The 23,363-nt window shown below is 64.2% G+C and carries 19 protein-coding genes; 3 read left to right on the top strand and 16 right to left on the bottom strand.

The annotated features are described in order from the left end of the window. Position 1 precedes the first annotated feature (1 nt). From IGS61_RS00170 to ppc, 12 genes are all read right to left on the bottom strand, one after another. The gene (locus IGS61_RS00170) at positions 2 to 997 is read right to left on the bottom strand and encodes a response regulator (protein ID WP_230537474.1); all 996 of its coding nucleotides are present in this window, start codon (positions 995 to 997) and stop codon (positions 2 to 4) included. Between the two features lie 13 nt (positions 998 to 1,010). Beyond that, positions 1,011 to 4,718 carry a PAS domain S-box protein gene (locus IGS61_RS00165; RefSeq protein WP_230537473.1) on the bottom strand — a complete coding sequence of 1,236 codons (3,708 nt, stop codon included), beginning with the start codon at positions 4,716 to 4,718 and terminating at the stop codon, positions 1,011 to 1,013. Between the two features lie 362 nt (positions 4,719 to 5,080). Next, on the bottom strand, positions 5,081 to 5,737 hold the full coding sequence (locus IGS61_RS00160) for a hypothetical protein (RefSeq protein ID WP_230537472.1): 657 nt from the start codon (positions 5,735 to 5,737) through the stop codon (positions 5,081 to 5,083). Continuing rightward, positions 5,734 to 6,102, bottom strand: a complete 369-nt coding sequence (locus IGS61_RS00155; protein ID WP_230537471.1) for a hypothetical protein — start codon at positions 6,100 to 6,102, stop codon at positions 5,734 to 5,736. The genes IGS61_RS00160 and IGS61_RS00155 overlap by 4 nt, the downstream gene beginning before the upstream one ends. Before the next feature lie 74 nt (positions 6,103 to 6,176). Further along, positions 6,177 to 8,675: a TonB-dependent siderophore receptor gene (locus IGS61_RS00150; protein ID WP_230537470.1), complete on the bottom strand. Its 2,499-nt coding sequence runs from the start codon at positions 8,673 to 8,675 to the stop codon at positions 6,177 to 6,179. Between the two features lie 101 nt (positions 8,676 to 8,776). Next, on the bottom strand, positions 8,777 to 9,754 hold the full coding sequence (locus tag IGS61_RS00145) for a FecR domain-containing protein (RefSeq protein WP_230537469.1): 978 nt from the start codon (positions 9,752 to 9,754) through the stop codon (positions 8,777 to 8,779). Beyond that, positions 9,751 to 10,257 carry a sigma-70 family RNA polymerase sigma factor gene (locus IGS61_RS00140; protein WP_230537468.1) on the bottom strand — a complete coding sequence of 169 codons (507 nt, stop codon included), beginning with the start codon at positions 10,255 to 10,257 and terminating at the stop codon, positions 9,751 to 9,753. The genes IGS61_RS00145 and IGS61_RS00140 overlap by 4 nt, the downstream gene beginning before the upstream one ends. A 138-nt stretch (positions 10,258 to 10,395) precedes the next feature. After that, entirely contained in the window at positions 10,396 to 11,163 is a 768-nt protein-coding gene (locus IGS61_RS00135) for an NYN domain-containing protein (RefSeq protein ID WP_230537467.1), read from the bottom strand. A 53-nt stretch (positions 11,164 to 11,216) separates the two neighbouring features. Further along, positions 11,217 to 11,627: a hypothetical protein gene (locus tag IGS61_RS00130; RefSeq protein ID WP_230537466.1), complete on the bottom strand. Its 411-nt coding sequence runs from the start codon at positions 11,625 to 11,627 to the stop codon at positions 11,217 to 11,219. A gap of 251 nt (positions 11,628 to 11,878) precedes the next feature. After that, the gene (pyk, locus tag IGS61_RS00125; RefSeq protein ID WP_215404338.1) at positions 11,879 to 13,339 is read right to left on the bottom strand and encodes a pyruvate kinase; all 1,461 of its coding nucleotides are present in this window, start codon (positions 13,337 to 13,339) and stop codon (positions 11,879 to 11,881) included. A gap of 90 nt (positions 13,340 to 13,429) precedes the next feature. After that, positions 13,430 to 14,440 (bottom strand): type I glyceraldehyde-3-phosphate dehydrogenase, encoded by a 1,011-nt coding sequence (gene gap, locus IGS61_RS00120; RefSeq protein ID WP_230537465.1) that lies wholly within the window; start codon positions 14,438 to 14,440, stop codon positions 13,430 to 13,432. 32 nt (positions 14,441 to 14,472) lie between these two features. Beyond that, complete coding sequence (gene ppc, locus IGS61_RS00115; RefSeq protein ID WP_230537464.1) at positions 14,473 to 17,226, bottom strand: phosphoenolpyruvate carboxylase; 2,754 nt, start codon at positions 17,224 to 17,226, stop codon at positions 14,473 to 14,475. A 369-nt stretch (positions 17,227 to 17,595) separates the two neighbouring features. Between ppc and IGS61_RS00110 the strand changes: the two genes are divergently transcribed. Next, positions 17,596 to 18,051: an RrF2 family transcriptional regulator gene (locus tag IGS61_RS00110; RefSeq protein ID WP_230537463.1), complete on the top strand. Its 456-nt coding sequence runs from the start codon at positions 17,596 to 17,598 to the stop codon at positions 18,049 to 18,051. A gap of 66 nt (positions 18,052 to 18,117) precedes the next feature. Here IGS61_RS00110 and IGS61_RS00105 read toward each other — a convergent pair whose 3' ends face one another. The 4 genes from IGS61_RS00105 to IGS61_RS00090 form a co-directional block, all read right to left on the bottom strand. Beyond that, entirely contained in the window at positions 18,118 to 19,803 is a 1,686-nt protein-coding gene (locus IGS61_RS00105) for a cation acetate symporter (RefSeq protein ID WP_230537462.1), read from the bottom strand. Continuing rightward, positions 19,800 to 20,108, bottom strand: coding sequence for a DUF485 domain-containing protein (locus IGS61_RS00100; RefSeq protein ID WP_230537461.1), 309 nt, complete (start codon positions 20,106 to 20,108; stop codon positions 19,800 to 19,802). Before IGS61_RS00100 ends, IGS61_RS00105 begins: the two co-directional genes overlap by 4 nt. A gap of 140 nt (positions 20,109 to 20,248) precedes the next feature. Then, a complete protein-coding gene (hmpA, locus tag IGS61_RS00095; protein ID WP_230537460.1) occupies positions 20,249 to 21,430 on the bottom strand; it encodes an NO-inducible flavohemoprotein in 1,182 nt (393 codons plus the stop codon). 31 nt (positions 21,431 to 21,461) lie between these two features. After that, entirely contained in the window at positions 21,462 to 21,875 is a 414-nt protein-coding gene (locus tag IGS61_RS00090) for a hemerythrin domain-containing protein (protein WP_230537459.1), read from the bottom strand. Positions 21,876 to 22,099: 224 nt separating this feature from the next. Here IGS61_RS00090 and IGS61_RS00085 point away from each other — a divergent pair, with 224 nt between their 5' ends. Together IGS61_RS00085 and IGS61_RS00080 are read left to right on the top strand one after the other, a co-directional pair. Then, complete coding sequence (locus IGS61_RS00085) at positions 22,100 to 22,984, top strand: STAS domain-containing protein (RefSeq protein WP_442908010.1); 885 nt, start codon at positions 22,100 to 22,102, stop codon at positions 22,982 to 22,984. 7 nt (positions 22,985 to 22,991) lie between these two features. After that, a complete protein-coding gene (locus IGS61_RS00080; RefSeq protein ID WP_077405156.1) occupies positions 22,992 to 23,354 on the top strand; it encodes an STAS domain-containing protein in 363 nt (120 codons plus the stop codon). Positions 23,355 to 23,363 lie beyond the last annotated feature (9 nt).

The raw sequence follows: 23,363 nt of genomic DNA, 5'->3' as shown, positions 1-23,363 counted from the left end.
CCTACGCCGGCTCGCGCCACTTGTCCTTGATCTCCAGCATGGCCGGCAACTGTTCGATGAACAGCGCCAGCAGCTGCGGATCGAAATGCGTGCCGCTGTCGCGCTGCATGGTGGCGATCGCGTCCGGCACCGTCCAGGCGGGCTTGTAGGGGCGCTCGCTGGTGAGGGCGTCGAAGACGTCGGCGATGGCGACGATGCGGCCTTCGTGGGGGATTTGCTCGCCTTGCAAGCCTTGCGGATAGCCGCTGCCATCCCATTTCTCGTGGTGCGTCAGAGCGATGGTGCGCGCCATTTTCAGCAGGCCGCCCGCGTGCTCGCCGATGATGGCCGCGCCGATTTCCGCGTGGCGGCGCATGACGTTCCATTCTTCCGCATCGAGCTTGCCCGGCTTTTGCAGGATGGCGTCGGGGATGCCGATCTTGCCCACGTCATGCATCGGTGCCGCGTTCAACAAATCTTCCGCCCTGGCCGCGCTGTAGCCGGCCGCCAGCGCCAGCTGGCGCGCGTAATAGCTCATGCGGATGACGTGCATGCCCGTCTCGTTATCCTTGTACTCGGCCGCCTGGCCCAGGGTCTGGATCACCTGCAGGCGCGAGCGGCGCAATTCCTCTGCGTCCACCAGCGACAAATGCGTGCGCACGCGGGCGCGCACGATGGGCGGGCTGACGGGTTTCGTGATGTAGTCGACGGCGCCGGCGTCGAAGCCGTCCGCCTCATCCTTCACGTCGCACAGGGCGGTGACGAAAATGACGGGGATGGAGGCCGTGGCCGGCATGGCTTTCAGCTGGCGGCACACCTCATAGCCCGTCATGGCGGGCATCATGATGTCGAGCAGGATCAGTTCGACAGGGTTGTTCTGCGCCAGTTCCAGCGCCTTCTCGCCATCCTTGGCATACAGCAGGCGGTAATCGTCCTGCAAAATCTGGCGCAGCACCTGCAGGTTCGTCGCTTCATCGTCGACCAGCAGCAGGATCGGTTTGTCTTCGTGTAAGGTCATCGTCAGTCCAATATCAGGAAAGGTCGGCAGGCGCTGGTGCTTCCAGCCACGCCAGCAGCTGGCGCAGCACGCCCGCGGCACGCGCAAATTCAAAGTCGTCGATGGCGCTGGCCAGCGCCTGCAGGCGCTGCTGCTGGCCGTGCGGCGCCAGCATGGCGGCGATCTGCGCCATCAGGGCATCGTCCAGCTGCCCGCCTTCCAGGCTGGCGATGGCTTGCCGCAGCAAGGCGCCAGCGGCAGGCGCATCGAGCGGCGCGCTGGCGGCCGGCGCCTGCATGGCCACGGCGGGCATCCCAACTTCTTCCAGCTCGCCGGCCAGCGCCACGAAGGCGGCCGCCAGCTGCAGCAGCAATTCGGTGGCCGGCAGCTGGCGCGCAATCGCCTGCTCGATGCGTCCCAGCAGGCTTTCGACCTGCACCAGGCACAAATTGCCCGCCGCGCCCTTGATACGGTGCAGCAGGTGGCCCGCCACGCTGCCGTCGCCGCGCTCCAGTTCCGCCGCCAGCATGGCGGCGCAATCGCCATTGGCCTGCACGAAACGGCCGATAGCCCGCTGCAAGGCTTCGCGGCCGCCCCACAGGGCGATGCCGCGCTGCCAGTCGACCTGGCCGTCGGCCGCACGCGCCGCCGCGCCGGCCGCCGGCGGCGGCTTGGCCACGGCGATATCGAGCAGGCGGGCGATTTCCGCCGTCAGCTTGTGCATTTCCAGCGGCTTCGAGGCAAAACCGTTCATGCCCGCCGTCTGCGCGGCGCGCCGGTCCTGTTCCAGCACGCTGGCCGTCAGGGCGATGATGGGCGTCGCCTTCAAGCCCTGCTCGCGCTCGTGCACGCGGATCAGGCGCGTCGCTTCCAGGCCATCCATGCGCGGCATCTGCACGTCCATCAGGACGATGTCGAAGCTGCCCTTGCCGAATTCGCGCACGGCGCTCTCGCCATCGCTGGCGGCGATCACCTGGTGGCCGGCCGCGCCCAGGCTGATCAGGAGCAGCTCCACGTTCTGCGGCACGTCGTCGGCCGCCAGGATGCGCAGCGGCGGCAAGGCCACCACGGGCTGCTCGCTGCGGCGCGCCACGGCCTTGCCCGGCGCCAGCGGCAGCAGCACGTGGAACACGCTGCCCACGCCCAAGGTGCTTTCCACGGTGATGGTGCCCCCCATCAGCTCGACCAGCTGCAGCGAAATCGTCGTGCCCAGGCCCGTGCCGCCAAAACGCCGGCTCATCGAGGAATCGGCTTGCGTGAATGGTGCAAATATCTTGTCCAGGCGGTCGGCGGGGATGCCGATGCCCGTGTCGTGCACGGCGATGTGGACTTGATCTCCCTGCATGTCGACGGCCACCCGCACATGGCCCACTTCCGTGAACTTGACGGCGTTGCCGATCAGGTTCGTCAGCACCTGCTGCACCCGGCGGGCGTCGCCCAGGAAGAACTGGCCCATGCCGGGATCGACGTCGACGTGCAGCACCAGGTCGCGCGCATGCGCCGTGACGCGCAGGGACGCGGCCACGTGGTCGACCAGGTCCGGCAGCGAAAAGTCCACCAGTTCCAGCTCGGTGGCGCCTTTTTCCAGCTTGGCCGTGTCGAGGATGTCGTTGAGCAGTTCGAGCAACGAACGGGCCGACTGGCGCACCGTGCCCAGGTGGCGGCGCTGCAGGCTGTCCAGGGCCGTCCCCAGCAGCACTTCCGTAAAGCCGATGATGGCGTTCATCGGCGTGCGGATCTCATGGCTCATGTTGGCCAGGAAGCTGGTCTTCGATTCGGCGGCCAGCTCGGCGCGGTCTTTCGCCGCGCGCAGGTTTTCCTGCATGGCGCGCCGTTCGCTCACGTCGGTGGCCAGCTTGACCACCTTGAACGGCTTGCCGTCCGTGTTGAAGATCGGGTTGTACGAGGCCTGTATCCACACTTCCCTGCCATCCTTGCCGATGCGCTTGTACTCGCCCGTATTGAATTCGCCGCCCGCCAGGTGCTGCCAGAACGCGATGTAGTCGGGCGAGGTCACGTGGGCAGGTTCGCAGAAGATGCTGTGGTGCAGGCCCAGCACGTCCTCGAGCCGGTAGCCGACCAGGTCGAGGAAGTTCTGGTTCACTTCCAGGATGCGCCCCTGCAGGTCGAACTCCGCGACGGCCGTCGCGCGCGAAATGGCCGTCACCTTGCCTTCGTATTCGGCGTTGCGCAATTCGCTTTCCGTGATGTCGAGGATGACGCCGTCAATCCAGCGCACCACGCCGTCGTTATCGAGCACGGGGCCGCTGCTTTCGCGCACCCAGCGCTCGCGCCCGTCGCGGTGGAGCATGCGGTAGACGTTCTCGAAGTCGCGCTGTTCGCCGGCCGCCTGCACGCAGGTGTCGTTGACGCGCTGGCGGTCGTCCGGATGCACGAGGTCGAACAGCCTGACCCGCCCTTCGATGAAGTCCTGCGGCATCCAGCCCGTCAGGTTGAAGACGGCGTCGCTGATGAAAATCATCTTCCATTCGGGCGCGAAGCTGCAGTGGAAGGACACGCCGGGGATATTACGGATCAGGGTGCGGTACTGGCGCTCGCTGTCCTTCAGCGCCTGCTCCATGCTGCGCGACGAGCGCATGTCCGTGACGAAGGCCACGAACAGGGGCTGGCCCGGCGTGTCGATCTTGCCGATCGCCACGCGCATGGGCAGCACGGCGCCATCCTTGTGGCAGCCATCGAGTTCGCGTCCGCTGTCGAGGATGCGCGAGGCGCCCGTTTCCAGGTAGTCGCGCAGATAACCCTCGTATTCGGCCGCGTCGGCCGGCTGCAGCAGCACGCTGGCGTCGCGCCCGACGATGTCCGCTTCGCGCCAGCCGAACAGGCTTTCCGCGGCGGGATTGAAGGAGCGCACCTTGCCCTGGCCATCGATGGTGATCAAGCCGTCGGCGGCCGTATCGACAATGGCGCGCAGCCGCGATTCGCTGGCGCTGGCGTGGCGCAGCAGCTGGCGGTAGCGCAGCAAGCCGTTCGCGGCGGCGACAAACACCGTCAGGGTGACGGTGATCAGGGCCACGGCCAGGGCCACGAACGAGGCTTGCACGGTAATCGTATTGTCGCCCGCCGTGGGCGTGCCGGAAAAGCGCGCCGCCAGCATGCCCGTGTAATGCATCCCGGAAATGGCCAGCCCCATGACGGCACTGCTGGCAAACAAGGACGCCAGCGGCCCCAGGCGCAAACGCATGGCGCTCAGGCCGAAGCGTATCCACAGCGCCAGCATGGCCATGACGACGGCCACCAGCAGCGACAGCGCGAACAGCCAGGGCTGGTAATGCAGGGTCAGCGAAGTCTGCATGGCGGCCATGCCGCTGTAATGCATGGAACCGATGCCCACGCCGACGAGCACGCCGCCCACCACCAGCTGGCGCCAGCTGATGCGCGGGCGCGCCAGCAAGTGCAGCGCCACCCACGAGGCCGCCACGCCTGGCAGCATGGACAGCAGGGTCAGGCCCGGTTCGAAGGACACGCGCGTGCAGATGTCGAAAGCCAGCATGCCGATGAAGTGCATCGACCAGATGCCGCCGCCCAGCGCGATGGCGCCCGTGATGATGGCCGTCTGGCGCTGGAATCCCCGCTCGCTGCTGCGCGCCATGCCGGCGATCTGCAAGGCCATGAACGAGGCGAAGATGGCGATAGCGATGGAAAACAGCACCAGCCAGACATTGTGCGTGCCATAGATATACGGCAAGGTATCGTCCGATACGGCAAAGATGGAACTCAGCATACTGTCGTGAACTCAATAGAGTGAAACGTGACGTCGCAAAACATGACGGCGCACCGCGCGCGCCGGCGCCACGCCTTTTACTAAAGCGGCAACACAGCGGAAATGACAACGGTAGCAGTCGACCAGGGCAAGGCTCGGTCATCACGCCCGCGCCTGCCGCGCGGGGGAAAGGTGCTTTTTACAGAGTGAAAAAGCGGAATGCGTACGAACTCTGGCGCGGATGGCTGGCCGCCAGCGTGACGATGATTTTTTAAAGAGCCATGAGTATAGTTGCTTTGCGAACATATTCATAGGACTTCAGCAATATAGTTATCAAAAATGATAGTTATTGCGGCGGCGATGCGACACTGGCCCGTCTGCGCCTACCCCTGCGGCCAGCGCGCGCGGATGGCCGCGGATTCCTGGCTGATCGGCCCAGCCGTCTCGCGGACAGGGATACCGGCCAGTCTACAGCGGCGGCTCAGTTCCTCCTTGATCTGGCACAGCGTCCAGCGCTGCGGCACGGGCAAGTTCAGGCCCACCACGCGGATCAGCGGACAGTCCGCGAGAGTCGTGTAGAGCAGCAGCTCCACGCGCGCCAGCGGTGCCGGGGTCCGATAGACCTGCAATGCGCCCGCATACGTGACCACGTCCAGCCGCTGCAGCTGCGCCAACTCCAGCTGCACGCTTTTATCCCAGCCGGGCAGGCGCCGCGCATGGCGCCGCAGCAACAGGCCCGCATCGCCAAGTTCCACATGAAAGAGCAAAGCGCGTCCGGGAAACAGCACCAGGCCCGCGATCCAGGCGGCCAGAGCCAGCGGACCGAACAACACTGCCTCGCCCGCGTACGGCACGTCGCGCCAGACGGCTTGCCCGACAAAGGCGAGGATCAGCGCGCAGCCGGCCAGCAGCACGCTGCGCGACAGCACGGGACGCATGTCCGCCATCAGCGCCGCCTGGGCCGCCGCATCGTCGGCTGGCGCAAAGCAGATCCATTCGGCGCGCGCCCCTTTCAGCTTGCGCGCCGGCTCTGCGCTCAAGCGTTCTGTGCCAGCATGCCGCGGAACCACGCCAGCTGCTCGCGCGTCAGGTAATTGGCGCCATCGCCATGCAGGATGACGATTTCGATCTCGGCGGGAATGGACGCGATCAGCTGCGCACCCGTGACGGGAATCTTGGGAAAATTGATGCCGGCCAGGAAGGCCGGGTCTTCCGCCACCGTCACGCACTGGCGCTCGGGATTCGGCGACGGCACGAGGAACAGGTCGATCTGCTCGCTTTGCCCGCCGATGACGACGTGCAATTGCGCGGCCAGCAGTTCAGGCAGGATCAGCTCGATGTTATTTTCGGCGCGCGATTGCTGGAAGGCGCTTTTCAGGGGCGTAAGGACAGGGATGGCGGTCATGGCAGAGTGAAAAGATAAAGACGGCGGCAGTGTAGCAGAGGCGCCCGGACGGGCGCGCTCTGCTGGCGCAGCCGCTACAGCTTGTAGTTCAGCGAAACCAGCACGCTGCGCGGCGCGCCGTAGCGTTCCAGCCCGCCCGACCAGGAATAGCCGAGCGCCTGGTAGTAGCGGCGGTCGAGCACATTATCGATATTCACGCGCAACTGCAGCTGTTCGCTGATGCGGTAGCCAGCCGTCAGCCCGACGATGGCGTAGCCGCCCTGCTGCGTCAGGTAAGCCTTGTCGCGGCGCTCGATCTTGTCCTGCGCAGTCACGGAGGCGCCCAGGTTCCATTTTTCCAGGCTGCCGCGCAGCTGCACAGTCGTGTACAGCTTGAACAATTGCTTCGGCTCGTCCGTGGCGATGCGCTGGCCGACGTTGGCGGCCACGCTGTCTTTCGTGTACTTGGCCAGCACATAGGTGTAGCCGCCCGCGATCTGCCAGCCCGGCAATGGCGAGCCCGAGAGTTGCAAGTCGACGCCTTCGCTTTGCACCTGCCCGGCAGCGCGGGCGCAATAGATGGCGCCGCCCGTGGGGCAATTGACTTCATCGGTCATGGCGCGGTTGTTTTGTTTGATGCGGAACAAAGCGCCGCTGGCGTTGAGCCTGCCGCCGAAATACTCTCCCTTGACGCCCGCTTCCAGGTTGGTGCCGCTCAACGGCGGCAAGGTATTGCCTTTTACATCGAGCACGCTTTGCGGCTCGAAGATCTGCGTGCCGCTCGCATACACGGAATGGTGCCGGTCCAGGTCGTAGACGAGGCCCGCGTACGGCGTAAACTTCGCGTTTTCCGTCAGGCTGCGGCGCCACGCCGGATTGGTGGCATACCAGCCCGTGACATCCTGCGCATACCAGCCGAAGCGCCCGCCCAGCACCAGACGCAGCGGATCGGCCAGGCTGAAGTTGCCTGCCGCATAAATCCCCTTCTCGTCCGTCTTGCGGCCCCAGTTAAAGGGCTCGAATGGCGCGCCGCGCATCGGGTAGGCATGGGGGTTCCAGTGGCGCAGATCGAACACGCGCGTTTGCGCGCCTTCCCAGCTCTGGGCCGCGTCCGAATCGTCATGACGGTAGCTGGCGCCGACGATGACGTCATGCCGGCGGCCGAACCAGGTGACGGGACCGCTCAGGCGCCAGTCGGCCACCACCTGTTGCGTGTTGTATTTCCAGCCCGTTTCCGACTGTTCCAGCAAAAACGTTTCACCGCCGACGCGGCTGTTGGTGGTATTGCGCGTGCTCGACGAGGCATCGATATGCGTGATGGCGAAGCGGCTGCGCCAGCCCTTCTCCAGCTGTGTTTCCAGGTCGGCGAAGACGACGTTGTTGTCGCGCTTCTGGAAGGAATCGGCATTGTTCAGGAAAGTCGAGCGGGGCAAGTCCATGTGGCGGCCGTCGGGCAAGGTCGGCAAACCGACGAACACGCCGTCTGTGCGGCTGTGCTGGCGCGAAAAGCCGATGCCGGCCGTGGTCGACGGCGTCAGGTCCGCCTCCAGAATCGCATACACGGTGCCGTTCCTGTTGCCCACCACGTCGACAAAGCTGTCGCTGTCGCGCAGACTGGCCGCCACGCGCCCGCGCACGCTGCCCGACGCGTTCAGGGCATTGCTGGCGTCCACCGTCAACTGCCGGTCCTGCCAGCTTCCCGCGTGCACGGACGCATTCAGCAGGGGCGTGGCCGTGGGACGCTTGCGTATCATGTTGATGCTGCCCGACGGCGCGCCCGCCCCTTCCATCAGGCCGGTGGCGCCGCGCACCACTTCCACCCTGTCGTACATCAGCATGTCGGCCGAGACGTTGCGTTCATTGAAATCCGTGACATCGAGCGGCAAGCCATCGACATTCACGTGGCTCAAGGCAAAGCCGCGCGCAAAATACCGGGTTTCCTGGTCGGACACGCCCTGCGTCTTGCCATAGATACCGGGCGTGGCGCGCGCCACGTCCTGCAGGGTGGTCAGATCGAAATCTTCCATCTGCTGGCGCGAAATGACGCTGACCGTTTGCGGCGTGTGGCGTTGCGACAGGTTCAGGCCCGTGGCCGTCGACATCGCGCGCGCCGTGTACAAGCCCGTGCCTTCCGTGGCGCGGTCCGCCTCGGCGCTGACGACGACGGCGGGCATGCTGGCCAGGCCGCCATCGGCCGTGCTGGTCTTGATTTTTCGCAACAGGTAGTTGCCCTTGCCGCCGTCCGCCACTTCGAGGCCGCTGCCTTGCAGCAACGTTTGCAAACCGGCCGTGACGCCATGGCGGCCCTGCAAGCCCGGCGTCGCCAGGCCGTCCAGCGCCACGCCCTGCGTGGACAGGTTCACGCCGGCGGCGATGGCAAACGAGGCCAGCGCTTCGCGCAGGTTGCCGGCGGGAATGCTGTACTCGCGCACGGTGGCCGCCTGGCTGGCCTCGGCCGCCAGCGCCATTTGCGGCAAAGTGGCGCCGGCGGCGCCCATGGCGAGGAGCACGGCCAGCGCGGCGCGCACGGCGCCGGTGGCGGGATGGAGCGCGGGTGGCGTCCACGGTGAAAATAAGCGGTGCTGCACAGCCATGTAAACCCTTTCGATGGTTCGGATTGTTCGTTCTCTACCTTGTATGACGAAGCAATCCGAAAAAAGGGACAGGGAAAATGCGCATGGCGGCGCTGATCGGCTTACGCCGCCTCGACACTGATCCAGTAGCGCGTGCGCCGAGCCAGCCGGATCGGCAGGGAACGTTGCAGCAGGAGCAGGATATTGTCCGGGTCGTGCAACTGGAAGATGCCGTCCACGGGCATGGCCGCCAGCGCCGGATCGCAGCGCAGCACGCCGTAGCGGTAGCGCGCCACCTGTTCCAGCACCTCGGCCAGCGGCATGCGCTCGGCGATCAGCACGCCCCGCAGCCAGGCATCCGCATGGGGCGACAGCGGCGTCAAGGCGGAAACGGCCACGTCGTCGAAACTGCCCTGCCGGCCCGCATCGACCCTGCGCAAGCCGCCGGGCGCCTGCGATGGCGCGATCTCGACGGCGCCCTCGCTGACGCTCACCTCGGTGCGCGGCGCCAGTACGCTGCCGCCCTGGCGCACGCTGAAGTGCGTGCCCAGCGCGCGCACGGCGCCATTGCTGCTGCGCACGAGGAACGGGCGCGCCGGCACGGCCCCGTCATGCGCCGTGGCAACATGAAGTTCGCCCGCATGCAAGACCACCAGCCGCGCCGCGCCGTCAAAGCGCACGTCGATGGCCGTGTCCGTATTGAGCGCCAGTTGCGTGCCATCGGGCAAGGTCATGCGGCGGATTTCACCCCTGGCCGTGCGGATGCCGGCGCGCCACGCTTGCCAGGGCGCCGACTGGCTGGCCAGCCACAGGGCCGGGCCGGCCGCGATCAGCCCGGCCAGGCCGTAGAGCACGGCGCGCCGCTGCGGCGACTGCGGCGCCGCCTCCGCCGTCTGGCGCAGCGCGGCCGGCACGCTGGCCAGGGTGCCGCAAACGAGCTCGGCCCGCTGCCAGGCCGCTGCATGCGCGGGATCGCTGGCGCGCCAGTCCTGGAACGCTTGCTGTTCGTCAACGTTCAACGGTCCCCCGTGCAGGCGCACCAGCCATTGCGCCGCCGCGCGGGCGGCGCGCGCGTCGATGGCAGCCGTGCTGGCGCTCACAGGATCAAGAGGATGCAGCGTTCGAAGGCCTGCACCATGTAGCGCTTGATGCTGCGCTCGCTCACGGCCAGGCGCCGGGCGATTTCCCCGTACGCCATGCCGTCGACATGGGCCAGCAAAAAAGCGCTGCGCACGAGCGGCGGCAAGCCGTCGAGCATGGCATCGATGCGCTGCAAGGCTTCCAGTACCAGCAAGCGCTCTTCCGGCGACTGCATCAGCAGATCGGGCTGCTGCGCCAGCGTTTCCAGCCACGCCTGCTCCAGCGACAGGCGCCGGTAATGGTCGATCAGCAGGCGCTGCGCCACGGTGGTCAGATAGGCGCGCGGTTCGCGCAAGCTCTGCCGCCCCTCGGGCGGCGCCGTCAGCAGGCGCACGAAGGTATCCTGCGCCAGGTCGGCCGCATGGTCGGCGCACTGCAGCTTGGCGCGCAGCCAGCGCATCAGCCAGCCATGATGATTGCTGTAGATGACTGCGACCGATTCGCCGGATTGCGCAATGTTCACTAGGACTCCGATGCGCGCAAGGCAAGGCGCGACTAATTGATAATAATTCTCATTATCACAAATCCTGGCCCCCGGCGTCAATGCCGGTGCCTGCCTATCGCAGGAAACCGTTGTTTCAGCGCGGCGTCCGGCGCCTGCTTAACGTTTTTGCGCGGGTTTCGCCGGCGCCGGCGCCGGGCGCACAATGCTGGGCTTGACATACATCGCGGTATTATCGCTGCGCATCTCGATATCGAACATGCCGCTCGCGCGCAGGACTTCGCTGAGTTTCTTGTAGCCGTAATTGATGGGTGAAAAGGAACTGGTATTGGAAACGTATTTGCCTACCTTGCTCAGGTGCGACCAGCCGTCGATCTCGGATGTCTGGCTGACGGCGTTGAGCAACAGCTGCGTCAGGACGGGATCCTCGATCAGGGCGCTGTCACGAACGGCTTCGACCGTGGCCTGCCCCGTCGCCGCTTGCGCCGCCGGCACCAGGTTTTCGATGTAGATGAACTGCGAGCACGCCTGCACGAAGGCCGGCGGCGTTTTGCGTTCGCCGAAGCCGAAGACGGGCAAACCGCTCTCGAGGATGCGCATGGCCAGCGGCGTGAAATCGCTGTCGCTCGTCATCAGGGCGAAGCCGTCGACATTCTTGCTGTACAGCAAGTCCATCGCATCGATGATCATCGCGGCGTCCGTCGCGTTCTTGCCGCTCGTGTAGGCGAACTGCTGCAAGGGGCGGATGGCGTTGGGGTGGAGTTTTTCCACCCAGCCGCTCAGATAGCTGCTCTTCCAGTCGCCGTGCGCATGCCGCACATTGACCGTGCCATGTTTGGCCAGTTCGGCAAGGACGCCTTCCACGGCGGTGCTGCTCACGTTATCGCAATCGATCAGCAAGGCGATGCGCATGTCATTGGGTTTCACGGTCACTCCCGACAAATTCATTGGACGGCATGCGCCGCCAGCCTGGCGCGCGCTCAGCGCACGCCAGCGGGCAGAACGGCTGGCGCCCGTTCCGGATTCGCCCCCTTGAGCTGAATCCAGTTATTCGCAATCAAATGGTATTCCAGCGTCTTCCGATCATGCCCCACGCCGCCGTATTCGACCGTCAGCCGGATGCAACGCTGCCCTGCGGCGCCGCCAATCAGCCTGCGCATCGGCACGCTCTGATCGAGGATGACGTCGCTCGGATTGAATTTTCCGCCAACATCGGCGATACCGGCAACACCCGGCCTGGCGCGCCCCAGCAAGTCCTGCACCTGGGCGGGAAGTGCATCGAGCGAGGTCACCGCCGTGCGGTCGTCCGCATCGCATGAAGCGTCCTGCGCCCACGCCTGGGCCGGGCAAGCCAGCATGAGCATCAATACGGCAGCATATCCGGGTTTCATCTTGACGGTTCTTTCAATTGCCAAATGGGAAAGTATCCATATTCTCACGCGGGAGCCGATAACGCCAGCCGGCCGGCCACGGGGCGTGGCAACACCGCCGCGCTGACGGCCATGATGTATGTCAAACAATGCGCAGGAATGCGCCAGGGCGCCCAGGACGGGCAAGATCAGGGCCGGGCCGGCCGCGTCCGGAAATTCGGAGCGGCCAGCGCGGCGGACGTCCGGCAGGCCGGGCGTCCGCCGGTCATCGGTCAGTGCTGGCCGATCTTCATGATTTTCAGCGCGTTCGTGCCGCCCACCTTGCCCATCGGCTCGCCCCAGGTCAGCACGACGGTGTCGCCCTTGGCCACGACTTTATGCTCCAGCAGCAAGTCTTCCGCCTGCTGCAAGACCTTGTCGCGGTCCGTGCCCGACGTCAGTTCCAGGGTGCTGACGTTGCGGTACAGGGCCAGCTTGCGGCGCGTGCCCACGCTGGGGGTCAGCGCGACGATGGGGATGTCGATGTTGCAGCGGCTCATCCACAGGGCCGTAGAACCCGATTCCGTCAGGGTGGCAATCGCCTTCACGCGCAAGTGATGGGCCGTAAACAGGGCGCCATAGGCGATCGACTGGTCGATGCGCGAGAACGTGGCGTTGAGGAAATCGGCATCGAGCTTGCAGGTATCCCACTTTTCCGCGTCCAGGCAGATGGCGGCCATCGCTTCCACCGTTTCGATCGGGTAGCGGCCCGAGGCCGTTTCCGCCGACGTCATGACGGCGTCCGTGCCATCGAGCACGGCATTGGCCACGTCGGACACTTCCGCGCGGGTCGGGACGGCGTTGACGATCATCGATTCCATCATCTGCGTGGCCGTGATCGCCAGCTTGTTCGACGCGCGCGCCATCTTGATCATGCGCTTTTGCAAGGCCGGCACGGCCGCGTTGCCCACCTCGACGGCCAGGTCGCCGCGCGCCACCATGATGCCGTCGGACGCGTCGAGGATTTCTTGCAGCGCGGGAATGGCTTCCGCGCGCTCGATCTTGGCGATCATCATCGGCTTGTGATCCCATGCTTCGCCCGCGATATTCGCAAGCTGGCGCGCCATGACCATGTCGGTGGCGTTTTTCGGGAACGAGACGGCCACGTAATCGGCCTGGAAGCTCATCGCCGTTTTCACGTCTTCCATGTCCTTCGCCGTCAGGGCCGGGGCCGACAAGCCGCCGCCCTGGCGGTTGATGCCCTTGTTGTTCGACAATTCGCCACCAATCTTGACGGTCGTGTGGATTTCGCTGCCGACGACCTTGTCGACCGTCAAGACGATGAGGCCGTCGTTGAGCAACAATACGTCAGCGGCGCGCAAATCGCGCGGCAATTCCTTGTAGTCGAGGCCGCAGCGTTCGATGTTGCCCAGTTCGCCGTTTTCGCCCCATTTCGCGTCGAGGATGAACTTGGCGCCGTTTTCCAGGAAAATCTTGCCTTCTTCAAACTTGCCGACACGAATCTTCGGGCCTTGCAAGTCGGCCATGATGGCCACTTCGCGGCCGCACAGGGCTGCCGCTTCGCGCACCATGCGGGCGCGGTCGATATGGTCTTGCGCCTTGCCATGCGAGAAGTTCAGGCGCACGACGTCGACGCCGGCCTTGAACATGCGGACCAGGGTATCGATATCGTTCGAAGCGGGGCCGATGGTGGAAACGATCTTGGTGGCGCGTTGCTGTACTTGCATGGTCATGGTGTGCTGCTTTCTATAAGGTTCGTGCTGCTGCAAGGGCCGGCCTTGTGGGCCGGCCGTCCTGGTGCGCTGGATCAGCGCTGGTTCTTCTTACTTGGCCGCCATCAGGGCGACCGTGGTGTCGAGCATGCGGTTCGAGAAACCCCACTCGTTGTCGTACCACGAAGACACTTTCACGAGGCGGCCCGAGACCTTGGTCAGTGTGGAATCGAAGTTCGACGAGGCCGGGTTATGGTTGAAATCGATGGAAACGAGCGGTTCCGTCTGGTAAGTGAGAATGCCTTTCAGCGCGCCTTCCGACGCCGCTTTCAGCAAGGCGTTGACTTCCTCGACCGTGGTGTCGCGCTTGGAAATAAAGGACAGGTCGACCAGCGAGACGTTAATCGTCGGCACGCGCACGGCGAAACCATCGAGCTTGCCATTCAGTTCCGGCAAGACGAGGCCGACGGCGGCCGCCGCGCCCGTCTTGGTGGGGATCATCGAATGCGTGGCCGAGCGGGCGCGGCGCAAGTCTTCATGCATCACGTCGGACAAGACCTGGTCGTTCGTGTAGGCGTGCACGGTGGTCATCAGGCCCGATTCGATGCCGATGGCGTCGTTGAGCGGTTTGACTAATGGCGCGAGGCAATTCGTCGTGCACGAGGCATTCGAGATGACCGTGTCCGTGGCTTTCAGCACGTGCTGGTTGACGCCAAACACGATGGTGGCATCGACATCCTTGCCGCCCGGCGCGGAAATGATGACTTTCTTTGCCCCGCCCTTCAGGTGGGCCGAGGCTTTTTCCTTGGTCGTGAAGAAACCCGTGCATTCGAGCACGACGTCGACACCGAGCTCGCCCCACGGAATCAGGGCCGGGTCGCGCTGCGCGAAGACGCGGATGCGGTCGCCGTTGACGAGCATGTTCTCGCCATCGATGGTGACGACGCCGGGAAACTTGCCGTGCACCGTGTCGTAGCGCGTCAGATGCGCATTCGACTTGGCGTCGCCCAGGTCATTGATGGCGACGATCTCGATATCCTGCTGCTTGCCGCCTTCATAAAACGCGCGCAAGACGTTGCGGCCGATGCGGCCATAGCCATTGATGGCAACTTTGATGGTCATGCTGTCTCCTTGATATTGTTTGAATGAATCAATTAACCGCTATTGCGAAGTCCTGCGGCGATGCCATTGATCGACAAATGAATGCCCGTGCGGGCCGCCGCATCCTGCTTGCCTTCGCGGAAGCGTTTCAGCAGCTCCACCTGCACGTGGTTGAGCGGATCGATGTACGGGAAACGGTTGCGTATCGAGCGCTGCATCAGCGGGTTGGCTTGCTGTAACTCTTCCTGGCCCGTGATCAGCTTCAAGGCATCCAGCGTGGCCGCGTATTCGGCGCGGATGCGCGTAAAGATGGCGTCGCGCAAGGCCTTGTCCTTGACCAGTTCCGCATACTTGCCGGCGATGGCGATGTCGCTCTTGGCCAGCACCATATCCATGTTCGACAGCAATGACGTGAAGAAAGGCCAATCCGTGTACATGCCGCGCAGCACGTCCGCGCCGTCGGCGGGATGGGCGGCCAGGTAGGCTTGCACAGCGGAACCGAAACCGAACCAGCCCGGCAGCATCAAGCGGCATTGGGCCCAGCTCAAGACCCAGGGAATGGCGCGCAAATCCTCGATCGAGGTCGATTTCTTGCGCGAGGCGGGACGGCTGCCGATGTTCAGCGCGGCAATCTCGGCGATCACCGTCGATTCCCAGAAATACTGTTCGAAGCCGTCCGTGCCGTAGACGAGATCGCGGTAAGCGTTCAAAGCCGTGCCGGACAGCTCTTCCATGGCGGCCAAATGGCCCGCGCCGGCCGAGGCCTTCGGCTGCAGCTGCGCCTGCGGCAGCAGGGTCGACTGGATGGTGGCGGCCACCAGCACTTCCAGGTTGCGGCGCCCGACTTCCGGGTTCGCATACTTGGCCGTGATGACTTCGCCCTGCTCCGTCAGGCGGATCTGCCCCTGCACGGCGCCCGCCGGCTGGGCCAGGATGGCTTCGTAGCTGGGTCCGCCGCCGCGTCCCACGGAACCGCCGCGGCCGTGGAACAGTCGCAGCTTGATCTGGTATTCCTTGAACACGGTCACCAGCTCGATCTCGGCCTTGTAAAGTTCCCAGCCTGACGTCAAGAAACCGCCATCCTTGTTGCTGTCGGAATAGCCGAGCATGACTTCCTGCTGGTCCGCGCGCGACGCCAGCAAGCCCCGGTAGAACGGCAAGCCGAACGCGCGCGCCATGATGGCGGGGCCGGCGCGCAAGTCGTCGATGGTTTCGAACAGGGGAATGATATTGACGTCCACTTCGCGGCTATCCTGGCGCAGCAAGCCCACTTCTTTCAGCAGCAAGGCCACTTCCAGCAAGTCCGAGACGCTGGCCGCCTTGGAAATGATGCAATTCGGCACCGATTCCTTGCCGTATTTGACGTGGGCTGCGCGCACGGCGCGGAAGATGTCGAGTTCGGACGTCGTTTCTTCCGAATACTGCGCATACGGCGACGCCAGCAGGCGCGGCGACTCCAGCTCGGCCAGCAGCACGGCGATGCGCTGCTCTTCGTCGAGGTCCAGGTAGACGAGGCCAGGCTGGGCGCCCGCGAACAGTTCGCCCACGACGCGCTCGTGCACGTCGGAATTCTGGCGCAAATCCAGCGGCGCCAGCGAAAAGCCGAAGACCTTGACGGCGCGGCGCAGCTGGCGCAGCCGGCCACGCGCCAGCGCGCGCAAGCCGTTGCTGACGAGCGAATGCTGGACCACGTCCAGGTCGGCCAGCAGTTCGGCGGCAGTCGCATAGGGCTGCACGCCGTCTGCCTGCTTGCCCTTGCCAGAGAGCACGACGCGCGTGCTTTCCAGGCGCGCATGGATGCCATGCAGGGCGCGGCGGTACGGTTCGTCGACGCGGTGCGGCGACGCATCGGCCGAACGCTCGGCCAGCGCGCGCAGCGGCTCGCTGCAGGCGTTCAGGATTTGCGCCAGCGACAGTTGCGAAGCGAGCTTGCGCAATTCACCGAGGTAAAAGTCGAGCACCTTGTCCGCTTGCGTCTGCAGGGTGCTGCGCAGGATGTCGGCCGTGACGAAGGGGTTGCCGTCGCGGTCGCCGCCGATCCAGCTGCCGACCTTCATGAAATTGGGCAATTCCGCATCTTCCCAGCGGGCATCGCGCTGGGCCAGCATGGTTTCCAGTGAGGAATACAATTTCGGCAATTCGCGCAAGATCGTGTGGTCGTAGAACGACAGGCCGTTGGCCACTTCATCCATGACGGACAGCTTGCTCGTGCGCAACAGACGCGTCTGCCACAGGGTGACGATGCCGCGGCCCAGCGCTTCTTCGTTCTGCTCCGCCTCTTCCGGCGTCATTTGCACGCGGTCGCGCTCGCTCAACAGGCGGGCGATGGCCATCTGGCAATTCTGGATGCTCTTGCGCTGCACTTCCGTCGGATGCGCCGTAAAGACGGGGCTGACGAAAGCATCTTCAAAGAAAGTTTCCAGCGCATCGGCCTTGCCCGCGTCAAACACATTGCCGACGGCATGGCTGAGACTGCCCTGGCGCGGCGGCGAACCGGCGATCAAATGGGCGCGCGTGCGGCGGATGTGGTGTTGATCTTCCGCAATGTTAGCCAGCAGCGAGAAGTAGCTGAAGGCGCGCGTCAATTGCGTGGTTTCTTCCTGCGACAGCGCTTGCAGCGCATCGGACAGCTGCGCGCGCGCCGCTTCATCATTGTCGCGGCGGAAACGGATGGCCAGCTGGCGCACGTGTTCGATGCGCTCGAAGGCGGGGTCGCCCAGGTGGTTGCGGATGGCGTCGCCCAGCAGACGGCCCAGCTGGCGGATATCGCTGCTCAGCAGCTCGTCTTTCACTTCATTCATTTGCATGGTATTCATTTCCTGGGGCGGCCACGGCGGCACCGCACAGATTGCGTAGTACGCGCTCCCCGGCCCCGGGAAACGCCCATCATCCGATTTTTGTAGTAAATTTACCTTATTGCTTCACCATCCTCTTGATTTTCATCAATAAAATCCATGCCTAAAGGGTTCAGCAGGGGCTTGCGAGCTGTTTGCCAGGGCAACAATATGAAAATTTACTACGCATTTAAGCGAAAGGCAATCAACTTTTGTCTTTCGAGGCTGAAAAGTGACGGCGCCATACACAGGCAACACACAGAGGCAACACACAGGGCCGGCCCTCTCCTGTATGCTGGCGGCTGAAACAAGGATGTAATCCACATCTTATGAACGAACCCCATGCGACTGACTGCCTACACCGACTACACCCTGCGCACCCTGATGTATCTGGGCGTGCACCGCGACCGCCTCGTCACCATCCAGGATATCGCCGACCTGCACGCGATTTCGAAGAATCATCTGATGAAGGTGGTGCACCAGCTGGGCCTGTCGGGCATCGTGGAAACCGTGCGTGGACGCAACGGCGGCCTGCGCCTGGCGCGCGACCCGGCCGAGATCAATATCGGCACCGTCGTGCGCGAAACGGAAAACGATTTTTTCATGGCGGAATGTTTTAACAAGGAAAACAATACCTGCCCGCTGACGCCCGATTGCCTGCTGAAAGCCAAGCTGGGCCAGGCCACGGCCGCCTTCCTGGCCGTGCTCGACACGGTGACCCTGGCCTCGATACTCGAAGCGGCGCCGGGCGCACCGGCGCTGGCGGCGGGCGTGATTCCCCTGCGCGTGGCCAAATAAGCGCGCGCCAAAAACAACAATGCCCGGCGAACCGGGCATTGTTTCCTGCAGTAATTACCTACAACATCAATGCGCGCTGGCGCCTGCCGCGCCGATGCCCGTTTCCGAACGCATTTGCTGCGCTTCATAGCCGGCCCGGTCGATGCGCGCGCGCGGGCTCTTGTCGAGCACCGAGAACAGCCAGATGCCGACGAAGCCCGCCGTCATCGAGAACAGCGCCGGCGAAGCGTACGGGAACAGCGCTTCGCCATGGCCGAGCACGTCGACCCACACGGACTTCGACACCACCGTCAGCGCGACGGCCGTGGTCAAGCCCAGGAAGCCGCCGATGGTGGCGCCCCGCGTGGTGCAGTCTTTCCACAGCACCGACATGAACAGCACGGGGAAGTTGGCCGAGGCGGCAATGGCGAAGGCCAGCGACACCATGAAGGCGATGTTCTGCTTTTCAAAGGCAATGCCCAGTACCACGGCGATGATGCCCAGCACGATGGTCGTCACGCGCGACACCTTCAACTCGTTGGCGCCCGTGGCCTTGCCCTTCTTGATGACGGTGGCATACAGATCGTGCGACACGGCCGACGCGCCCGACAGGGTCAGGCCCGCCACGACAGCCAGAATGGTGGCAAACGCGACCGCCGACATGAAGCCGAGGAAGACGTTGCCGCCCACGGCCTTGGCCAGGTGCACGGCCGCCATGTTGTTCCCGCCCAGCAATTTACCGGCCGCATCCTTGAACTCGGGATTGGTGCTTACCAGCACGATGGCGCCAAAGCCGATGATGAAGGTCAAAATGTAGAAATAGGCGATCCAGGTGGTGGCCCAGAACACGGACTTGCGCGCTTCCTTGGCGCTCGGTACCGTGAAGAAACGCATCAGGATGTGCGGCAGGCCGGCCGTGCCGAACATCAGCGCCATGCCGAACGAGATGGCCGAGATCGGGTCCTTGATGAAGGAACCGGGGCCCATGATGGCTTCCTTGGTGGCATGCACGTCCACGGACTTGGCGAACAGCGCTTCCGGGCTGAAGTTGAACTGCGCCAGCACGGCCACGGCCATGAAGGTAGCGCCGCCGAGCAGCATCACGGCCTTGATGATCTGCACCCAGGTGGTGGCCGTCATGCCGCCAAACAGCACGTAGATCATCATCAAGGTACCGACCAGGACGACGGCGATCCAGTATTCGAGGCCGAACAGCAGCTTGATCAGCTGGCCCGCGCCCACCATCTGCGCGATCAGGTAAAAGGCCACGACGACGAGGGTGCCGGAGGCCGAGAAAATGCGGATCGGCGCCTGCTTGAAGCGGTAGGCGGCCACGTCGGCAAAGGTGTAGCGGCCCAGGTTGCGCAGGCGCTCGGCCATCAGAAAGGTGATGACGGGCCAGCCGACGAGAAAGCCGATGGCGTAGATCAGGCCATCATAGCCGTTCAAAAAGACGGCGGCGGAAATGCCGAGGAACGAGGCGGCCGACATATAGTCGCCCGCGATGGCCAGGCCGTTCTGGAAGCCCGTGATGCCGCCGCCCGCCGTGTAGAAATCGGAGGCCGACTTGGTCTTCTTGGCCGCCCACTTGGTGACGAACAGGGTGAAGATGACGAAGACGGCGAACATGATGATGGCCGTCCAGTTGGTGGGCTGCTTGACGGCCTGGCCCAGGTCGGCGCCGGCCGCCAGCACGCTGCCGCTGGCGCCCGCCAGCAAGGCCAGCGCTGCCAGGCAGGGAAGTTTGCGTTGCGTCAATACGGCGCCGTTCATGCTTGCACCCGTGCCTGGATGGCGCTGGTCAGGTCGTCGAATTGCTTGTTGGCGCGGCGCACGTAGATGCCGGTGATCACCACGGTAAACACGATGACGAACAGGCCGATCGGCATGCCCCAGGTCATCACCCCCGCGCCGGTTTTGGCGGCAAGAAATTCCTTGTCGAACGCGATCAGCAGGATGTAGCCGTAATACACCAGCATCATCAGGCCCGTCAGGGCCCAGCCGAAGCGCGAGCGCACCTTGAGCAGCTGATGATAATTGGGGTCGCGCTTGATTTGTTGCACAAGATCGTCATGCATGGTGTTGCCTCCGTTATGTAAAAAACTGCTCTTTTCTTGTCGAGCTTGGCTTCACAATACGGGGCGAGCCTTACCCGCCCCTTACGGCGGCGTTTTTTTCTCGCAGGGGCAATACAAGGAGCAACACCAGGCAGACAAGGTCAGTTCAGCGCGGCTGCCGGGCCGAAGAATTCATGGTGCGTCTGCCGTTCCGGTACGCCCAGTTCACGCAGGTATTGCTTGACGGCCCGCATGAACGGCTGCGGCCCCAGGAAATACGCATCGACGTCGCGCGAGGCTGGCAGCCAGCTATTCAACTGCTCTTTATTCAGCAAGCCGACGGCATCGGGGGCATCTTGCGCGCCGGCGTGTTCCGCGTAGCAGTAATAGCGTTTCAATTGCGGGTGCTGCGCGGCCAGTTCGTCGATCTGCGCGCGGAACGCATGCACGCCGTGGTGGCGCGCCGCGTGAATGAAATGCACGGGACGCTTGCCGCGCAGGGCCGCCGTCAGCATGGCCAGGGTCGGCGTGATGCCCACGCCGCCGCTGATCAGCACCAGCGGCTTGTCGCCATCCGTCAGCACGAAGTCGCCCGATGGCGGCGTCAGCTGCACGGTATCGCCCGCCTGCACGTGGTCGTGGAAGAAATTCGACACCTTGCCGCCCTCTTCCCGCTTGATGCTGATGCGGTAGGTCTGGCCATTGCTGGCGGCGGACAACGAGTACTGGCGGCGCATGGGCACGCCATCGACGTCAGCCAGCACGCCGATGTATTGACCTGGCGCAAAGTCGAGCACGGGCTGGCCATCGGCGGGCGCCAGCAGGAAGGACGTGATCTCGCCGCTTTCCACCGTCTTGCTGCGCACGGTAAAGTCGCGCGCGCCGCTCCAGCCGCCCGGCGCGGCAGCCTGCGCCTTGTAGATGCGCCCTTCTTCGCCCGCCAGGATGTCGGCCAGCTGGCCGTAGGCTTCGCCCCAGGCATCGATGACGGCATCGCTGGCCACCTCTTCGCCCAGCACTTCGCGGATCGCCTGCAGCAGGCTGGCGCCCACCAGCGGATAGTGCTCGGCGCGGATCTGCAGGGCCACGTGCTTGTTGACGATGGTGGCCACCAGGTCGCCCAGCGCTGCCAGCTGATCGATATGTTTGGCGTACATCAACACGCCATTGGCCAGCGCCCGCTGCTGGTCGCCGCTGTGCTGGTGCGCCTGGTTAAAGTACGGCAGCACTTCCGGATGGTCGCGGAACAGGTTCTTGTAGAAATGACGGGTCAGCGCCTCGCCGCCTTGCTCGAGGATGGGGACGGTGGCCGTGATGATGGCGCGTTGTTCTTGGGTCAGCATGTAAAACTCCTGTGTATATGGGTAAGCGGTCTCAGGCCAGCGTTTCTACAGCTGGATATAACTCGTGGTCCTCGCGCCGCATGCGCTGGAACAGCGCGTGCAGCACGGTATTGGCTTCGCTGCGGAAGGCTTCCGGCTCGGCCGCCAGGCGCACGGGCGTATTCCAGCGGCCGGCGAAATCGAGGTAGGCGCCGGCGATGCCGTGCATCTCGTTTTCGTACTGGCGGCCCAGCTGGGCCACCCTGGCCACGCCGGACGCTTGCGCGGCCGGATACAGGTAGCGCTGCTCGACGGCCAGGTGCAGCTTGATCAAGCCGCTCATGGCGATGATCTGTTCGGCGATGGCCTGCGCCTGCGCGGCGACACCGCAGCGCGCCAGCCGGCGCAAGTCATCGATGGCGGCCAGGATGGCCAGGTGCTGCTGTTTGAATTTGTCGATATTCATGGCGTGTTTCTCTTGTTGAGTGTTGCCAGTGTAACGGAATCCGCTTAAACATGCAAATTACATACATCTTTAAGTCAGGCATGAATGTTTCCTGCGGGAATCTTGATCGACATGCGCCACTATGTGCGGCACAGAACACAAGCTACGGCCATGCCTGCCTATAATTTATCCATCACAGCGCGTGCCCGTTTGCGGCCGTGCCGCACCCTCCACTCCAGCCAAGGATGAGCATGAAAAACAAAACGGGCACGGGCCAGGCGCAGCAACTGGCCGCCATCATCAACGAGCACCACACGGAACTGCTGGACGGCTGGATGGCCGGCCTGATCGCCCGGCTGGTGCGGCGCGACAAGATCGCCGAAAACGAGCTGCGCCAGCAGGCATCGCAATTTCTGCCGCTGCTGGCGGGCGCGCTGGAAAGCGGCGATTCGTTCGACCTCGAAGGCGGCGCCTGGGACGACACGCGCCAGCTGCTCGCCGAAATATCGCAGTCGCGCGTGCGCCAGGGCTACTCGCCGATCGACACGGCCAGCTTCATGTTCGCCCTCAAGGAACCGCTGTTTGCCTACCTGCGCAAGCAAATCACGGCGCAGCCGGAGCAGTTGGGCGACGCCATCGTCAGCACCAGCAAACTGTTCGACGAGCTGGGCCTGCTGACCATCGCCATCTACCAGAAGGCGCGCGAACAGGTGATATTGCGCCAGCAGCAGGAATTGCTGGAACTGTCCACGCCCGTGGTGCAGCTGTGGCAAAACGTGCTGGCCCTGCCCCTGATCGGCACCCTCGACAGCGCCCGCACGCAGGTGGTAATGGAAAGCCTGCTGCAAAAGATCGTCGACACGGGCGCGCTGATCGCCATCATCGACATCACGGGCGTGCCCACCGTCGACACCCTGGTGGCGCAGCACCTGCTGAAAACCATCGCCGCCGCGCGCCTGATGGGCGCCGACTGCATCATCAGCGGCATCCGCCCGCAGATCGCGCAAACCATCGTGCACCTGGGCGTCAACCTGGAAGACGTGATGACCAAGGCCACCCTGGCCGACGCCTTCGTCGTGGCCCTGAAACGCACGGGTTCCAGCATCACCTACCAGCAGCAACAACACTGAGGCGCCTATGGAAAGAATCCCCATTTTACGCATGGGCCGGCTGCTGCTGGTGACGATCCAGGTGGACATGCACGACCGCCTGGCGATGACCCTGCAGGACGACCTGACCTCCCGCATCGTGACGGACCGCGCCACGGGCGTGCTGATCGACATTTCCGCGCTCGACATCGTCGATTCCTTCATCGGCCGCATGATCAGCAACACGGCGGCGATGGCGAAAATCCTCGACGCGCGCACGGTGGTCGTCGGCATGCAGCCGGCCGTCGCCATCACCCTGGTGGAGCTGGGCCTGACCCTGGAAGGCGTGAGCACGGCGCTCAACGTGGAACGGGGGATCAAGCTGCTGGAACGGGGCGGCGCATGCGCATGACGGGGGCGC

Origin of the sequence: Janthinobacterium sp. FW305-129, assembly GCF_020858115.1 — a bacterium.
Lineage (GTDB): Bacteria > Pseudomonadota > Gammaproteobacteria > Burkholderiales > Burkholderiaceae_D > Janthinobacterium.
Note: the sequence above shows the minus strand (reverse complement) of the source record. Positions and strands in the feature narration are given on the sequence as shown.

Bases quoted from the DNA above. Each gene is read 5' to 3' on its own strand.
- IGS61_RS00170 (WP_230537474.1), bottom strand. From the start codon at position 997: ATGACCTTACACGAAGACAAACCGATCCTGCTGCTGGTCGACGATGAA.
- IGS61_RS00165 (WP_230537473.1), bottom strand. From the start codon at position 4,718: ATGCTGAGTTCCATCTTTGCCGTATCGGACGATACCTTGCCGTATATC.
- IGS61_RS00155 (WP_230537471.1), bottom strand. From the start codon at position 6,102: ATGACCGCCATCCCTGTCCTTACGCCCCTGAAAAGCGCCTTCCAGCAA.
- IGS61_RS00150 (WP_230537470.1), bottom strand. From the start codon at position 8,675: ATGGCTGTGCAGCACCGCTTATTTTCACCGTGGACGCCACCCGCGCTC.
- IGS61_RS00130 (WP_230537466.1), bottom strand. From the start codon at position 11,627: ATGAAACCCGGATATGCTGCCGTATTGATGCTCATGCTGGCTTGCCCG.
- pyk (WP_215404338.1), bottom strand. From the start codon at position 13,339: ATGACCATGCAAGTACAGCAACGCGCCACCAAGATCGTTTCCACCATC.
- gap (WP_230537465.1), bottom strand. From the start codon at position 14,440: ATGACCATCAAAGTTGCCATCAATGGCTATGGCCGCATCGGCCGCAAC.
- ppc (WP_230537464.1), bottom strand. From the start codon at position 17,226: ATGCAAATGAATGAAGTGAAAGACGAGCTGCTGAGCAGCGATATCCGC.
- IGS61_RS00110 (WP_230537463.1), top strand. From the start codon at position 17,596: ATGCGACTGACTGCCTACACCGACTACACCCTGCGCACCCTGATGTAT.
- IGS61_RS00105 (WP_230537462.1), bottom strand. From the start codon at position 19,803: ATGAACGGCGCCGTATTGACGCAACGCAAACTTCCCTGCCTGGCAGCG.
- IGS61_RS00100 (WP_230537461.1), bottom strand. From the start codon at position 20,108: ATGCATGACGATCTTGTGCAACAAATCAAGCGCGACCCCAATTATCAT.
- hmpA (WP_230537460.1), bottom strand. From the start codon at position 21,430: ATGCTGACCCAAGAACAACGCGCCATCATCACGGCCACCGTCCCCATC.
- IGS61_RS00090 (WP_230537459.1), bottom strand. From the start codon at position 21,875: ATGAATATCGACAAATTCAAACAGCAGCACCTGGCCATCCTGGCCGCC.
- IGS61_RS00085 (WP_442908010.1), top strand. From the start codon at position 22,100: ATGAGCATGAAAAACAAAACGGGCACGGGCCAGGCGCAGCAACTGGCC.
- IGS61_RS00080 (WP_077405156.1), top strand. From the start codon at position 22,992: ATGGAAAGAATCCCCATTTTACGCATGGGCCGGCTGCTGCTGGTGACG.